Origin of the sequence: Actinomadura sp. GTD37 (assembly GCF_041951365.1) — a bacterium.
Classification (GTDB): Bacteria; Actinomycetota; Actinomycetes; order Streptosporangiales; family Streptosporangiaceae; genus Spirillospora.
The window spans coordinates 93,023-108,157 of the sequence record NZ_JBGNUS010000010.1; the positions used below are offsets into that span (position 1 = coordinate 93,023).

Annotated in this window: 14 protein-coding genes and 1 tRNA gene; 8 read left to right on the top strand and 7 right to left on the bottom strand. The window is 75.2% G+C overall.

All coding sequences use genetic code 11. The features are described from left to right. Positions 1 to 162 precede the first annotated feature (162 nt). The 7 genes from ACA511_RS35310 to ACA511_RS35340 all read right to left on the bottom strand — a co-directional run bounded on the left by ACA511_RS35310 (position 163) and on the right by ACA511_RS35340 (position 8,260). Positions 163 to 603 (bottom strand): HNH endonuclease, encoded by a 441-nt coding sequence (locus ACA511_RS35310; RefSeq protein WP_375029056.1) that lies wholly within the window; start codon positions 601 to 603, stop codon positions 163 to 165. A gap of 27 nt (positions 604 to 630) precedes the next feature. Then, positions 631 to 745: transfer RNA gene (locus tag ACA511_RS35315), tRNA-OTHER, on the bottom strand. 379 nt (positions 746 to 1,124) lie between these two features. Beyond that, positions 1,125 to 2,042 carry a hypothetical protein gene (locus ACA511_RS35320; protein ID WP_375029057.1) on the bottom strand — a complete coding sequence of 306 codons (918 nt, stop codon included), beginning with the start codon at positions 2,040 to 2,042 and terminating at the stop codon, positions 1,125 to 1,127. 188 nt (positions 2,043 to 2,230) lie between these two features. Continuing rightward, on the bottom strand, positions 2,231 to 3,205 hold the full coding sequence (locus ACA511_RS35325; protein ID WP_375029058.1) for a GNAT family N-acetyltransferase: 975 nt from the start codon (positions 3,203 to 3,205) through the stop codon (positions 2,231 to 2,233). A gap of 56 nt (positions 3,206 to 3,261) precedes the next feature. Next, a complete protein-coding gene (gene meaB / locus ACA511_RS35330; RefSeq protein WP_375029059.1) occupies positions 3,262 to 4,245 on the bottom strand; it encodes a methylmalonyl Co-A mutase-associated GTPase MeaB in 984 nt (327 codons plus the stop codon). Beyond that, positions 4,242 to 6,440 (bottom strand): methylmalonyl-CoA mutase, encoded by a 2,199-nt coding sequence (gene scpA, locus ACA511_RS35335; RefSeq protein WP_375029060.1) that lies wholly within the window; start codon positions 6,438 to 6,440, stop codon positions 4,242 to 4,244. Before scpA ends, meaB begins: the two co-directional genes overlap by 4 nt. Beyond that, entirely contained in the window at positions 6,437 to 8,260 is a 1,824-nt protein-coding gene (locus tag ACA511_RS35340) for a methylmalonyl-CoA mutase family protein (RefSeq protein ID WP_375029061.1), read from the bottom strand. Before ACA511_RS35340 ends, scpA begins: the two co-directional genes overlap by 4 nt. Before the next feature lie 113 nt (positions 8,261 to 8,373). Here ACA511_RS35340 and ACA511_RS35345 point away from each other — a divergent pair, with 113 nt between their 5' ends. The 8 genes from ACA511_RS35345 to ACA511_RS35380 all read left to right on the top strand — a co-directional run bounded on the left by ACA511_RS35345 (position 8,374) and on the right by ACA511_RS35380 (position 15,085). After that, on the top strand, positions 8,374 to 9,552 hold the full coding sequence (locus ACA511_RS35345; protein ID WP_375029062.1) for an acyl-CoA dehydrogenase family protein: 1,179 nt from the start codon (positions 8,374 to 8,376) through the stop codon (positions 9,550 to 9,552). Positions 9,553 to 9,676: 124 nt separating this feature from the next. Further along, positions 9,677 to 9,886 carry an HGxxPAAW family protein gene (locus tag ACA511_RS35350; RefSeq protein ID WP_375029063.1) on the top strand — a complete coding sequence of 70 codons (210 nt, stop codon included), beginning with the start codon at positions 9,677 to 9,679 and terminating at the stop codon, positions 9,884 to 9,886. A gap of 8 nt (positions 9,887 to 9,894) precedes the next feature. Further along, positions 9,895 to 10,083: a hypothetical protein gene (locus ACA511_RS35355; RefSeq protein ID WP_375029064.1), complete on the top strand. Its 189-nt coding sequence runs from the start codon at positions 9,895 to 9,897 to the stop codon at positions 10,081 to 10,083. Positions 10,084 to 10,452: 369 nt separating this feature from the next. Beyond that, positions 10,453 to 11,541, top strand: coding sequence for a glutamate--cysteine ligase (locus ACA511_RS35360; RefSeq protein ID WP_375029065.1), 1,089 nt, complete (start codon positions 10,453 to 10,455; stop codon positions 11,539 to 11,541). Positions 11,542 to 11,748: 207 nt separating this feature from the next. Further along, on the top strand, positions 11,749 to 12,699 hold the full coding sequence (locus ACA511_RS35365; RefSeq protein WP_375029066.1) for an anti-sigma factor RsbA family regulatory protein: 951 nt from the start codon (positions 11,749 to 11,751) through the stop codon (positions 12,697 to 12,699). A gap of 104 nt (positions 12,700 to 12,803) precedes the next feature. Continuing rightward, positions 12,804 to 13,250 carry a hypothetical protein gene (locus tag ACA511_RS35370; RefSeq protein WP_375029067.1) on the top strand — a complete coding sequence of 149 codons (447 nt, stop codon included), beginning with the start codon at positions 12,804 to 12,806 and terminating at the stop codon, positions 13,248 to 13,250. Positions 13,251 to 13,341: 91 nt separating this feature from the next. Continuing rightward, a complete protein-coding gene (locus ACA511_RS35375) occupies positions 13,342 to 13,977 on the top strand; it encodes a GNAT family N-acetyltransferase (RefSeq protein ID WP_375029068.1) in 636 nt (211 codons plus the stop codon). Positions 13,978 to 14,296: 319 nt separating this feature from the next. Continuing rightward, on the top strand, positions 14,297 to 15,085 hold the full coding sequence (locus ACA511_RS35380) for an SAM-dependent methyltransferase (protein ID WP_375029069.1): 789 nt from the start codon (positions 14,297 to 14,299) through the stop codon (positions 15,083 to 15,085). Positions 15,086 to 15,135 lie beyond the last annotated feature (50 nt).

Genomic DNA, 15,135 nt, shown 5'->3' on the forward strand with positions numbered 1-15,135 from the left:
GAAACCACACAGGGTCACGCGCGGGCTACCGATCCGGGCACAAGCTACAGGGGCCGGACCGCCCCCGGCGATCCGGCCCCTGTGATCCACTTCTCCCCCGGGCACCGCGCCGTGCGCGAGGCGCCTCCCCGCGTCGGCGCCCCCGGAGGAGCGCGGGCCCCGTCACAGGTCCACGAGCTCCTCCCAGACGGGGATCCGCGGCCGCCAGAGCAGCCGCAGGCCGGCCTCGGAGACCGTCCGGTCCCCCTTGCGGTTGTTGCACTTGCCGCACGCGAGGACGGTGTTCTCCCAGGTGTCGCCGCCGCCGCGCGACTGCGGGTGGACGTGGTCGATCGTGTTCCCGCGCTTGCCGCAGTAGCAGCAGCGGCCCCGGTCGCGCAGGTAGACGCCGCGCTTGCTCCACGGCGGGCGCCTGCCGTGCCGCCAGCGCATCGCGACGTACCGGACGAGCCGCAGGACCCGCGGCACGGGGAAGCGGCCGAAGGTCAGGCCCTCCTCCGCCTCCTCGACGACCGCCACCTCGCGCACCAGCATGCGGATGGCGTGCCGCAGGTCCACCCTTTGTAAGGGCTCGTACGACGCGTTCAGGACGAGCACGTTCACCGGGTCACCTCCTCAGCCCGTGTGCCGCTCCCCCACCGGGATTCGAACCCGGACCACCCGCACCGGGCTTTCCCCCACCGAGGACCGCGGTCCCGGATGAAGAATGCTTCAGTGCGGCGTTCTTCCGTTGAACTACAGGGAAATACTCCGGCAATTCCACCTTCCGGGCTTTTCCCGGAAGGACCTCCCCAAGACTGCCGACGCACCGGCACCTCCGGCAACACATTTTCAAATGCCGCATCAGGCCGGATTCCCCACCATCGCCCCCCGTCCCCTCCGCCTGCCCCCCATGGAGCACAGGCGACGCGATGGGCGGGTGCCGGGCCCCGTCGCGGCCGGTGACACGCACGTCGCCGGTCCCGCGCAGCCGCCAAGCCCACCCGCACGCCCCGCATGCAACGCCCGGTGGCGTCAACCCGCGGCGACCGCCCCGGGCACCCCCTCCTCACACCGGCGGCCTTTCCTCTCCCGGAGGTCGGCTGGACGGTCCGGGGCCGCTCGGGCGGGCGTCGCGCGGGTCGTCAGGCCGCGGGACCGGAGGCGGCGCGGACCAGCCTCGGCATCGCGCGGCCGGCGGACTCGGCCCACCAGGCCTCCTTGTCGGCGCCTGCGGGCTCCGCCTCGATCGCCGCCCCGCAGCCGGGGCAGTCGGTGTCCGTCCAGCCGAGCCTGACGCGGGCGGCCCTGGCGGGCCTGGCTCGCGCCGGCCTCCGCTCGGCGCCCCAGAAGCGCATGACGTCGTCCTCGCTCACGGCCCGCTCGGCCGCGGTCTCGTGGGCGTCTCCGGCGCCGCCCCGCCCGAGCCAGGCCGCCCGGTCCGCGAACAGCTGCCATGCCAGGCCCCGGACCAGGTTCGCGGCGGTGAGCATGCTCGCGTAGGGCACGTGCCGCACCGCCACCTCGGGAAGCCCGAACCGGTGCAACCCCGCCGTCTCGGCTCGGGCCCGGGTCGCGTCCCCCGGTTCGAGGGTGATGTAGACGGGCGCCCAGTCGCGGCCGAGGACGAACTGCTCCGGTTCGGCGGGCGGACCGTCCTCCGGAGGCAGGACCCGGCCCGTGTCGAGGTCGGCGGCGGCCCCGCGCAGGGCGGCGGCGAGGGCCCGCGCGGCGAGCCGGGTCGCCTGCACGGCGCGGGGCCGGCCGGGCGGCGCCAGGACCGCCGTGACGGTGATGTGCCGGGCCGCGCCGAACACGTCCCGCAACCGCTCCGGGGACCCGCCGAGCCGGTGCAGCCGCTCCTTCAGCGGCCCGGTCATGCCGGTCACCGGCTCGATCGTCAGCCGCGACGACGCCAGCAGGCCCGCGGCGACGCGTCCCAGGCCGCGCTCGCCGACCGCGTCCCGCAAGTAGTCCGGCCCCGGGACGGCACGCGCGTCGGTCGCGACCAGAAACCGCGCGGTGGCCTCGTCCGGCACCTTCAAGACGAACCGCTCCCCCATGCCACGCCCCCCGATCCCGGCGAGACCCGTCCGGCCCGCCGACGCCCCCACCATGCCTGCCGCGGCACGGCCGCCGTCCCGGAACTCGAACCTGTGGATAACCAGGCGAAGCGCCAGGGCGAGGCCCTCCCTGGAGACTGCCCCTGCTCCAGCGGCGAGTCGCGGACGGGGAGGTGCGGGGGCGCCGATCAGGGGAGGGCGGTGGTCTGGGCCTGGAATTCCAGGGACTCGCGTTCGGTGCGGAAGCCCAGTTCCTCGTTGACGGCGATCATGTGCGCATTGTCGCCCGAATTGTCCGTTTCTATGTCCCGGACGTCGGGGCGCTCGTCCCGCAGCCAGGCGAGCATCGCCGCCTTCACCCAGATGCCTATCCGCCTGCCCCGGTGCTCGGGGACGACCGCCGTGTCGTACTGCGCGGCCCGGCCGGCCGAGTCGTGCGGGACGACGATCTCGGTGAAGCCGGCGATGGCGTCGCGGTGGAGGGCGGCGACGGTGTAGAGGGCGTCGCCGCGCTTGGCGACGACCTCGGCCATCTCGCGGACGCGGTGCGCGTCCCAGGGGGCGCCCTCGTACTCGGCGAAGTCGGCCATGGCGTGCTTCGCGCGGGCCAGCGCGGCCGCGTACCGGTCCGGGGCGGCGCCCCGCCAGCGGACGAGGTCGTACCCGGCGGGCGCCGCGGCCAGCAGCCGGGCGACGCGGTCCGGGGGGACGTCGTCGAGCCGCAGCAGCATGCCGCGCAGGGTGAGCACGCACTCGAAGCCCTGCGACTCCAGGAAGGGCACGGCCGGGGTCCCGGCGAGGACCTGCGCGATCACGCTGGAGCGCCCGTCGGCGCGCAGCCCTTCGGCGGCGGCGGCGAGGAGGCGGCGGCCCAGGCCGCGCCGCCGGTGCCCGGGGCGCACCTGGACGTCGATCTCGCCGGGACGGTCCGTGCCGGGCTCGCCGGAGAGCCGGAGCGCCGCCACCGCGGCCAGCCGCCCGCCGTCCGCCACCGCCCAGAGCCGCTGCCGCGATCCGGGCTCGGCGCCGAGCAGCCGCCGCGCCGTCCCGTCCGGGTCGGGGGCGGGGTCCCCCGCGGGGTCGGCGGCGTGGACGGCCGCGAGCACCTCGTGCCACGCGCGGATCTGCGCGTCCGTCGGAGCGTCGAGCGCGATGACGTCCATCCGACTTTTGTACCGGATCCCGGGCCGCCGCGACCCGGACCTTGGACAACCGGGCCTCAGGCGTCCCGCGTGAACGCCGCCAGGATGCGGTCGGCGGCGAGGGCGGGGGTGAGCGTCCCGTCCGCGACCTCGGTCTCCAGGCGGGGCGCCAGCCTCCGCACGTCCGGGTGCGCGTGCAGCTCGGTGAGCAGCCGGTCGCGGACCATCGCCCACGTCCAGCCGACCTGCTGGCGGCGGCGCCGCGCCTCCAGCTCGCCGGACTCGCGCAGCCGCTCCTGGTGCTCGACGATCCTGCCCCAGACCTCGTCCAGGCCGGTGCCCTCGCGGGCGCTGCACGTGAGGACGGGGGTGTCGCGGACGCGCTCGTCGCTGCGCAGCATCCGCAGCGCCCCCGACAGCTCGCGGGCGGCGCGCCGGGCCTCCATCGCGTGGTCGCCGTCGGCCTTGTTGACGGCGATGACGTCGGCCAGTTCCAGGACGCCCTTCTTGATGCCCTGGAGCTGGTCGCCGGTGCGGGCGAGGGTGAGGAACAGGAAGGAGTCGACCATGTCGGCGACGGTCGTCTCCGACTGGCCGACCCCCACGGTCTCGACGAGGACGACGTCGTAGCCGGCGGCCTCCATGACGACCATCGCCTCGCGGGTGGCCTTGGCGACGCCGCCGAGCGTGCCCGCGGTGGGCGAGGGCCGGATGAACGCGTCCGGGTCGACGGCGAGGCTCTGCATCCGGGTCTTGTCGCCGAGGATGCTGCCGCCCGTCCGGGTCGAGGACGGGTCCACGGCGAGGACCGCGACCTTGCGGCCCTCGCCGGTGAGGCGCGTGCCGAGCGCGTCGATGAACGTGGACTTGCCGACCCCGGGCACGCCGGTGATCCCGACGCGGCGGGCGTTCCCGGTGTGCGGTGTCAGCTCCACCAGGAGCTTCTGCGCGAGCTCCCGGTGGTCGGGACGGGTCGACTCCACGAGCGTGACCGCCCGCGCGATCCACGCCCGCGACCCGTCCAGCACCCCGGCGGCGTAGTCGTCGAGCCCCGGCCTCACGGGGAGACGTGCCCCAGCGCGGCGGTGAGCTCGTCGAGGAGGCCGATCGCCGCGTCCGCGAGGACGGTGCCGGGCGGGAAGATCGCGGCGGCGCCGGCGGCGCGCAGCTCGGCGAAGTCCCCGGGCGGGATGACCCCGCCGACGACGATCATGATGTCGTCGCGGCCGAGCGCGGCCAGCTCCTCGCGCAGCGCCGGCACCAGCGTGAGGTGGCCGGCGGCGAGGGAGTTGACGCCGACGATGTGCACGTCGGCCTCGACGGCCTGCCGGGCGACCTCGGCCGGGGTCTGGAACAGCGGGCCCACGTCGACGTCGAAGCCGAGGTCGGCGAAGCCCGTCGCGATCACCTTCTGGCCGCGGTCGTGGCCGTCCTGCCCCATCTTGGCGACGAGGATTCGGGGGCGGCGGCCCTCGGCGTCCTCGAACGCGGCGGTCGCGGCGCGCGCCTTCTCGATGGCGGTCACCTGGCCCGCCTCCTCCCGGTACACCCCGGAGATCGTACGGATCTGCGCCGCGTGCCGCCCGTACGCCTTCTCCAGGGCGTCGGAGATCTCGCCGACGGTGGCCTTGGCCCGGGCGGCGCCGATGGCGAGGGCGAGGAGGTTGTGGTCCGGCCCGGACGGGCGGCGGCCCTCCTCGGCGGCCCCGGCGGCGCGGGTCAGCGCGCCCAGGGCGGCCTGCGCCGCGGCCTCGTCGCGCTCCTCGCGCAGCCGGCGCAGCTTCTCGATCTGCTGCGCCCGGACGGACGCGTTGTCGACCTTGAGGACCTCGATCTCCTGCTCGACGTCCGGACGGTACTTGTTGACGCCGATGACCGGCTGCCGGCCGGAGTCGATCCGCGCCTGGGTGCGGGCCGCGGCCTCCTCGATGCGCAGCTTGGGCAGCCCTTCGTCGATCGCCTTCGCCATGCCGCCGGCCTGCTCGACCTCGGTGATGTGGCCCCAGGCGCGGCGGGCCAGGTCGTAGGTGAGGCGCTCGACGTAGGCGCTGCCGCCCCACGGGTCGATCGTCCGCGTCGTCCCGGACTCCTGCTGGAGCAGCAGCTGGGTGTTGCGGGCGATGCGGGCGGAGAAGTCGGTCGGCAGGGCGAGGGCCTCGTCCAGCGCGTTGGTGTGCAGCGACTGGGTGTGCCCCTGCGTGGCGGCCATGGCCTCCACGCAGGTGCGGGCGACGTTGTTGAAGGCGTCCTGCGCGGTGAGGGACCAGCCGGACGTCTGCGAGTGCGTCCGCAGGGACAGCGACTTCGGGTTCCCCGGGTCGAACTGCTTCACCAGCTTCGCCCACAGCAGCCGGGCGGCGCGGAGCTTGGCGACCTCCATGAAGAAGTTCATGCCGATCGCCCAGAAGAACGACAGGCGGGGCGCGAACGCGTCGATGTCCAGGCCGGCCTCGCGTCCGGCGCGGATGTACTCGACGCCGTCGGCGAGGGTGTAGGCCAGCTCCAGGTCGGCGGTGGCCCCGGCCTCCTGGATGTGGTAACCGGAGATCGAGATGGAGTTGTACTTCGGCATCCGCTGCGAGGTGAACGCGAAGATGTCGGAGATGATCCGCATCGACGGCTGCGGCGGGTAGATGTAGGTGTTGCGGACCATGAACTCCTTGAGGATGTCGTTCTGGATGGTCCCGGCGAGGGCCTCCGGCCGCACCCCCTGCTCCTCGGCGGCGGCGATGTACAGCGCCAGGACGGGCAGGACGGCGCCGTTCATGGTCATCGACACGCTCATCTTGTCCAGCGGGATGCCGTCGAACAGCCGGCGCATGTCGTAGATGGAGTCGATCGCCACCCCGGCCATGCCGACGTCGCCGGACACGCGCGGGTGGTCGGAGTCGTAGCCGCGGTGGGTGGCGAGGTCGAACGCGACCGACAGGCCCTTCTGCCCGGCGGCGAGGTTGCGCCGGTAGAAGGCGTTGGACTCCTCGGCGGTGGAGAACCCGGCGTACTGCCGGATCGTCCACGGCTGGGTGGCGTACATCGCCGGGTAGGGGCCGCGCAGGTACGGCGCGATGCCCGGCAGGGTGTCGAGGAAGTCGAGCCCGGCCAGGTCGTCGCCGGTGTAGAGGGACTTGACGCCGATGCCCTCCGGCGTGTCCCAGGTCTCGTCGGCGCCGTCGGCGACGGCGGCGCGCCACCGCTTGGCGGCCTCGTCCGCGGCGGGCGCCGCCCCGAGCTCGATCTCGGTGAAGTCGGGGATCATTCGTTCACTCCCAGATCGTGGAGGGTGGTCTCCAGGACCCCGATCGCGTCGCATCCCGCGTACACGTTGGAGTCGGCCCCCTCGTAGGTTCCCTTACCCGCGAGCCACACCTTCACCGCACCGGCCTCGCGCAGGACCCGCGCAGCGTCCGCGGCGCGCTCCCCGTAGAGCCGGTCGCTGGAGCAGAGGCACGCGACGGCGGCGCCGGACGCCGCGAACTCCTCCGGCGGCCCGGCGACCGTCTCGATCCCGCCCGCCTGGAAGAGGTTGGCGGCGAAGGACGCGCGCGCCGTGTGGACGGCGACGGGCCCGAGCGTCGCCAGGAACACCTTGGGACGCCCGCCCGTCGCGGCGAGATGCGCGTCCGAGCGGTCCCGGAGGGCCTCGAAGTCCTGCGCGTACGTGACGACCGGGAGGCCGCCGCCGGGCTGCGCCGGCGCCGGTTCCCGCTCGGGCAGCGTCTCGGCGAGGTGGGGGAACTCGCTGACGCCGGTGAGCGGGGCCGTGCGCCGGGCGATGTCCTCGCGGCGCCTCGCCCAGGTCGCGGCGAGCCGTCCGGCGACGAGCCCCGAGTCGAGGGCGGCGCCGAGGCCCCCGGCCCTCTCGATCTCGGTGAACCACGTCCAGGCGGACTGGGCGAGGCCCTCGGTGAGGCTCTCGGCGTACCAGGACCCGCCGGCCGGGTCGACGACGCGGGCGAGGCTCGACTCCTCCAGCAGCAGCGTCTGGGTGTTGCGGGCGATGCGGCGGGCGAAGCCGTCCGGGAGGCCGAGGCGGGCGTCGAACGGCTGGACGGTGACCGCGTCCGCGCCGCCCGTCCCGGCCGCGAACGCCGCGACAGTGGTGCGGAGCATGTTCACCCACGGGTCGCGGCGCGTCATCATCGCCGACGACGTGACGGCGTGGATCCGCGCGGCCGTCCCGTCGGCGGCGCCGCTGACCTCGGCGACCCGCGCCCACAGGCGGCGCATGGCGCGCAGCTTGGCGATCGAGGAGAACTGGTCGGCGCCGACGGCGAGCCGGAACTCCAGCTGCCCGAACGCCTCGCCGGCGCTCAGCCCGGCGCCGGTCAGGGCGCGCAGGTAGGCGACTCCGGCGGCGACGGCCGCGCCCAGCTCCTCGGCGTCGCTCCCGCCCGCGTCGTGGTACGGGGTGGCGTCCACGGTGATCGCGCGGAGCCGGGGGAACCCGCGGACGCACCGGACGGCCAGCGCGGCCGCCTCGTCGAGCGGCCCGGCGGCGCCGGTGCGGGCCTGGAGCCCGAGCGGGTCCGCGCCGAGGCTCCCGGACGCGGAGCCCGCGTTCCCCCGCTCCTCGGCCAGGGCGAGGAAGGCGTCCGCGGCCTCGGCCGTCGCGGCGCCCGCGTCCAGCGCGACGGGCGCGAGGTCGAGCAGCACCCCGCGCAGCGCGGCGGGGAGGCCGGCGACCGGCAGGCCGCCCTCGCCGAGCCGCAGCCAGACCGACGTGGCGCCGTTCTCCAGGTCGGCGAGGATCGCCTCGTTGGCGGCGGCGGGGTCGGGGTGCGCGTGCCGCTGCCGGACGTCCCATCCGGCGAGGCCCTCCCCGTCCGGCCGGACGTCGCGGACGTAGGGGGCCAGCCCGGGGCGTCCCGGCGGGGCGTCGTCGCGGGTGTAGAGCGCCGCGATGGGCACTCCGTCGTACGAGTCGCGGGTCAGCAGACCCTCGATCTCATCGAGGGGGGTGTCCTCTGTCGCCGCGCCGGACTTGCGCAGCACCCCCTTCACCATCTCCCGCCACCGGTCGCGCTCGGCCGGGGGGAAGGCGGCGGCCAGTTCGAGTTCCTCAGGCGGCACCGTCATGCCCTGGATCGTAGGCGAGCGACCGAATCCGGCTCTGAACCGGGTCCCGCTGACCAGAACCCGCCGCGCGGGGGCCGCCGGTTAGCGGTGCGCCCGCCGGGAAGGGGGTCGCCATGACCCTGGAAGCGCTCCCCGGTGACCTCTACCACATGCAGGAACTGCTCGACGAGCGGGAGAAGGAGATCCTCGGGCGGGTGCGCGGCTTCCTGGAGGCGAGGGTCGCGCCGATCGCGGACGACTGCTGGGGGCGGGCCGAGTTCCCGTTCGACCTGATCCCGCGGTACGGGGAGCTGGGGATCGCGGGCCTGGCGTACGACGAGTGCCCCGGCGAGAGGCCGAGCAGCCTGCTGACCGGGTTCCTCGCGATGGACATGGCGCGCGTGGACCCGTCCATGGCGACGTTCTTCGGCGTCCACGCGGGCCTCGCGATGGGCAGCATCGGCCGGTGCGGCTCTCCCGAGCAGCGCGAGCGGTGGCTGCCCGCGATGGGGCGGATGGAGAAGATCGGCGCGTTCGCGCTCACCGAGCCGGAGGGCGGCTCGGACGTGGCGCTCGGCCTGCGCACCACGGCGCGCCGCGACGGCGGCCACTGGGTGCTGAACGGCGCGAAGCGCTGGATCGGCAACGGCACGTTCGCCGACCACACCGTCGTGTGGGCGCGGGACGAGGCCGACGACCGGGTGAAGGGGTTCGTCGTCGGCAAGGGGACGCCGGGCTTCACCGCGACCCGGATCGAGAACAAGATCGCGCTGCGCACCGTCCAGAACGCCGACATCGTGCTGGAGGACTGCCGCGTCCCGGAGGCCGACCGGCTCGCCGGGGCGAACGGCTTCAGGGACACCGCCGCGATCCTGCGCCGGACCCGCAGCGGCGTCGCGTGGCAGGCCGCCGGCGTGATGCTCGCCGCCTACGAGATCGCCCGCGACTACGCGGTGGAGCGCGAGCAGTTCGGACGGCCGATCGCCAAGTTCCAGCTCGTCCAGGACCTGCTGGTCAAGATGCTGGGGAACGCGACCGCCTCGCTCGGCATGGTGGTGCGGCTGGCCCAGCTCCAGGACGAGGGCCTGTACCGGGACGAGCACTCGGCGCTCGCCAAGGCGTACTGCACCACCCGCATGCGGGAGGTCGTCGGGTGGGCGCGGGAGCTGATGGCGGGGAACGGGATCGTCCTCGACTACGGCATCGGGCGCTTCGTCGCCGACGCCGAGGCGCTGTACTCCTACGAGGGCACCCGGGAGATCAACACGCTGATCGTCGGCCGCGCGGCGACCGGAATGGGGGCCTTCGTCTGACTTCGACGTCCGCGGGGGACGCCGCGACGATCTAGGAGGCACCCCGGCAGGCCCTGTGGCTAGGGACGTTGCTAGAGTCGGCGCCGTATCGCCCCACCGATCCCCTCATGAGGTAGCGCAGCACATGTCGACTGGAAGCCACGCCGGGCGCCCGAAGTCCTGGGTCGCCGTGGCCATCATCTTCGTCGGTTTCGTCGTCGGCGGCGTCGGCCTCGTCATGGGCCCCGACTGGATCGTGTTCGGCGTGGGCGCGGCCGTGGCCGCCCTCGGCGGCATCGTCGCGCTGGCCGTGGACATCATGACCGACGTCATCGTCGACGACCCCCGGGCCTAGGGGCGGCCGTGTTCGGCCGTCCTCCCATCGAGGAGCGGATCGCCGCGCGGCAGCGCGAGCGGGGCGAGCTCAAGCCGGGGAGCGTCTTCCCGCACGGCCCCGCCAAGATGCTGTTCTTCGTCAGCATCGGCGTGGTCGTCGTCACGCACATCATCGCGCTGTGCATGTACTTCGTGGACGCCGGCCCCGCGCGCTAGCCCGGGACGCACCGGCACGGGACGTGCCGAGGGTCCGCCTGGACGGCCTCATCCGGAGCCGTTGGGCGGGCCCTTCCGCTTGTCCCCCAGGTAGAACAGCCCCACCAGGAGGAAGACGGCGACGGCGAGCAGCAGGGCCAGCACGCCGACGACGGTCGATCCGGTCAAGGCGACCACCTTCCCTCCGCGCCGGCGCAGCGGGCGCGTCGGCGCCTCTCCCCGGACACTGCCCGCTGGGCGGCGGGTCAAAAGAGGGTCAAGAAAGATCCCTTACCTCCGTTTACGGACCGACCGCCAGATGCGGGCCCGGCGGCGGCGACGTACCGTCGGGGGGAACGTGGCCGCGTCGCCCCCGAGCCGAGGTGGTGGATGGCCCTGCGGTTCGGCATCGAGGAAGAGTACTTCGTCGTCGATCCCGTCTCCCGGGAGGTCGTCCCCCGCGCCGCCGCGGTCGTGCGGCGCGCCCGCGCGGCGCTGGGCGAGCGCGCCTCCACGGAGCTGGTGGCGTTCCTCGCCGAGGCCAAGACCTCGCCGTGCGACGACCTCGGCAAGCTCCGCGAGCAGATCCGCGCGATGCGGACGGCGATGGCGGCGGCCGCCGCGGCGGAGGGCGTCCGGCTCGCCGCCACCGGGACGCCCGTGCTGGGCGAGCTGGTCCCCGCGCCGATCGGCGCGGGCCCCCGCTACGCCGAGAGCCTGGCCGTCTACCGGGGGCTCGACGACGAGCAGAGCATCTGCTCGTGCCACGTCCACGTCGAGATGCCCGACCGGGAGCGGGCCGTCCAGGTCAGCAACCACCTGCGGCCGTGGCTGCCGACGCTGCTCGCGCTCGCGGCGAACTCCCCGTACTGGGCGGGGCGCGACACCGGCCACGCCTGCTGGCGGGCGCTGGCGTGGGCGCGGTGGCCGGTCGCGGGCCCGCCGCCGTTCTTCGCCTCGGCCGCGCACTACGACGAGCTCGTCGGGACGCTGCTCGGCTGCGGCGCCCTGATGGACACCGGGACGGTCTTCTGGGACGTCCGGCCGTCGGCGCGGCTGCCCACGCTGGAGGTCCGGCTCGCCGACGTCGCCCCGACCGGCGCCGACGCCGCCGTGCTCGCCGCGCTGATCCGGGCGCTGGTGCGGGTGTCGTCGGACGCGGTGGACGCCGGGGAGCCGCCCCCCGACCCGCCGCCGGAGATGCTGCGCGCCGCGTACTGGCTGGCCGCGCGGGACGGCCTGGCGGGCCGGGGCCTGGACGTGTGCACCGGCCGTCCCGCCGGGTTCCGGGAGCTGGCGGGCGACCTGCTGGCCCACGCGCTGCCCGCGCTGGGCGAAGCCGGGGACCTCGCCTTCGTCACCCGCGGCGTCCGGCGCCTCCTCGCGGGCGGGACGGGGGCCGAGCGGCAGCGCGCCGCCTACCGCAGGCGCGGCAGGCTGGCCGACGTCGTCGACGCCGCGCTGCTGCCGGACCGGTGAGGCCCTCGCCACATCCCGGACCAAAAAGGCAGATTTTGCACATTTCACCCGTTTTCCCCGGTCGGCCGGGGGTACGGTCGGTCTGGACCGGATCACGCTCGACCTCGGGGGCCGCACGGATGAGTCCGCATCGCACGGCCGCGCGCCGCCGCGTACCCTCGATCCGATGCGGGTGACCACAGCGATCTCGGACGGAGCGACCGCGCGATGAGCCTCGGGCCCGGTACGCCGGGCGTGGCGCCACGGGGGCCCTTCGTCCACCCGGCGCTCTTCTACCGGACGGACGAGGAGTACCTCGCCGGCACGGTGCCGTTCGTCCGCGCGGGCCGCGCGGCGGGCGAGCCGGTCGCGGTGGCGGTCCCCGGCCCGCGCCTCGGTGTGCTGCGCGACGCGCTGGACGGAACCGCCGACGAGGTCACGTGGCTCGACATGACCGAGGCGGGGCGCAACCCGGGGCGCATCATCCCCGGCGTCCTCCGCGAGTTCGCCGACCGGCACGCCGGCGTGCGGGTCCGGATCATCGGCGAGCCGGTGTGGCCCGGCCGGACCGCGACCGAGTACCCCGCCTGCGCGCAGCACGAGGCGCTGATCAACCTCGCCTTCGCGGGCCGCGCCGTGTCGATCCTGTGCCCCTACGACGAGGCCGGGCTGGACGACGTCGCCCTCGCCGACGCCCGCGCCACCCACCCGGTCGTGATCGACCGGGACGGCGAGCGGACGAGCGGCGACTACGCCCCGCACCGCGTGATCCGCGCGTACAACCGGCCGCTGCCCGAACCGGCCGGCGGCGCGGCCTCGATGAGCTTCGACCTCGACGCGCTCCCCCTCGTCCGCGACTTCGCCTGCCGCTGGGCGTCCCGCCTCGGCCTGGACGCCCGCGCCGTGGGCGACATGGAGCTCGCGGTGAGCGAGCTGGCCGCGAACTCCTGCCTGCACGGCGGCGGGGCCGGCACCGCCCGGTTCTGGACCGAGGACGGCCAGGTCGTCTGCGAGGTCCGCGACGCCGGGACGATCACCGACCCGCTCGCCGGGCGCCGCCCCGTCGACATGAGCCCGCACGGCGGCCGCGGCATCCTGCTGGTCAACCACCTCGCCGACCTCGTCCGCGTCCACACCGGCCCCGGCGGCACCGCGATCCGCGTCTACCTGCGCCGTTAGGCGGCCGGGCGCGGCAGGCCGAGACTTGACCCGCCGGCAGGTGTACGGCGCGGGCGGCGGGAATGATGCCAGCGCCCGGACTCTCCCGATCGATGTGGGGAACGATGCGTCTTCTTGCTCGCGTCCACCAGATGCCGGTCCGCCTCGCCGTGGGGGCGTTCGTCCTGAACTCGGGCCTGTCGAAGCTCCAGGCCCTGGACGAATCGGCCGAACAGACCCACGGTATGGCGAAGGCCGCCTACCCGTTCCTCGGGTCGCAGGACCCCAGGACCTTCACCCAGGCCCTCGGCCGGGCCGAGATGGGGCTCGGCGCCGCGCTGATGGCGCCGTTCGTGCCCTCGCTGGTGGCGGGCGCGGCGCTCACCGCGTTCTCCGCCGGGCTGGCCGGCCTCTACCTGCGGCTGCCGGGCATGCGGGAGGAGGGCGGCGTACGCCCCACCCAGCAGGGCATCCCGCTCGCCAAGGACTTCTGGCTGGTGGGGGCGGGCGCGTCCCTCGTCCTGGAGGAGCTGACCCGCCCGCGCGCGGAGCGCCGGCGCCGCTGCGGCTGACCGCGCCCACGCCACGGGGATGTGATCCGGCTCCTTGACGCGGGGCCGGACGCGCGGTGAAGATCGGCGCGTCCCTCCAGGAGGCCGCGTCATGACATCCCCTTCCCAGCCGTCCCCGCTCGTCCGCACGGCCGCGGAGGCCGACGCCGCGCCGATCGCCGCGCTCCTCGGCCGCGCCTTCGACGACGACCCGGTCTGGCGCTGGCTGCTGCCGGACGACGCGTCCCGGGTGCGGCGGCTCACCGGCCTGTTCGAGGTGCTGCTGCGGCGGGTGCACCTGCGGCACGGCGCCACCGAGGCCACCGGCCGGGACGGCGCGACCGAGGCCGCCGCGCTGTGGGACCCGCCCGGCCGGTGGCGGGTGCCCGTCCGGCTGCAGGCGGCGCAGGCGGTGCCGCTGCTGCGGATCCTCGGCGCCCGGGTCCCGAGCACGCTGCGCGCGCTCGGGGAGATCGAGCGGCACCATCCGCGGGAGCCGCACTGGTACCTGTCGGTGCTCGGCGCCGATCCCCCGGCGCAGGGCCGCGGGCTCGGCGGCGCGCTGCTGCGGTCCCGGCTCGACCGCTGCGACGCCGAGGGCGTCCCCGCCTACCTCGAGAGCTCGAAGGAGAGCAACGTCCCCTACTACGAGCGGTTCGGGTTCCGGGTGACCCGCGAGCTGGCCCTGCCGGGCCGCGGCTGCCCGCCGGTCTGGCCCATGTGGCGGGATCCCGGCCAGGGCGGCTGAACGGGACGCCGAACGGATTTCCACCAAGGGTCGACCATTTCGGTCAAAGCCGAGTCATGGCCGGAAACGGCCACCCGCCGGCCGCGTCCGCGCGGCCGGGTGAGCGCGCGGCGACGGTCCGTTCGGCCGCCGCGTTCCTGATGCCCGTCGCCCGCGCCCTCCCCGCCCGGCGGAGAGCCGCCAAACGCGGTTGGCCCCATGCGGCCACCCGGGCGTCCGGTTCCCGGACCGCCCGCCGGGCCCGGTGACGCGCTCCCCCGCCGCGCCGCCTACCGTCGGAGGGGAGCCATTGCACTCCTCCTTCCGGTGAAGGCGATAGGTGGACGACGACATGACCACGGCCGGGACGCGGGCGGCGGAGACCCCGCTCGCCCTGCACAGGCCGGGCCAGGCGCGGGTCCAGGACTACCTCCTCGGCGGGAAGGACAACTACGCCTGCGACCGCCGGCTCGCGCACCGGATCCTCGACGTCCTCCCCCAGTCGGCGGAGGCCGCGCACGCCGCCCGCGGCTTCCTCGCCGCATCGGTCCGGCTGCTCGCCGAACGCGGCCTCCGGCAGTTCCTCGACCTCGGCTGCGGCCTGCCCCGGGCCGACAACCTGCACCAGATCGCCGCGCGCCACATCGCCGGGACCCGCGTCGTCTACGTCGACCACGACCCGCTCGTGATCGCGCACGCCCGCGCGCTGCTGGTCGACGCCGGCAACATCGGCGCGCTGCGGGCCGACCTCCGCGACCCCGCCTCGGTCATGGACGGCCCGGAGGTGCGCCGGCTGATCGACCCGTCCGAGCCGATGGCCCTGGTGCTCTCCTCAGTGCTGCACTTCCTGCCCGACGCCCGCGACCTCGTCGCCGCCCTGGCCGCGGCGGCCCCGCCGGGCAGCGCCCTGGTCGTCTCGCACCTCACGGCCGACTTCGCGCCGGCCGCCGTCGCCGAGGCCGCGCGGCGCTACCGGGAGGCGAGCGGCGCCGCCGTGCACCCGCGTAGCCGCGCCGAGGTGGCACGCGTCCTCGGACCGTTCCGCCCGCTGCCGCCCGGCGTGGCGCCGCTGGCCGGCGGGACGCGGCCCCGCGACCCGCTCATGTACGGGGTCGTGGGCGTCCGCTGAGCCGCGCCGCCGCGGTGTGGTGTTGGTCACAGTCGCCTCGTCCGGCGGGA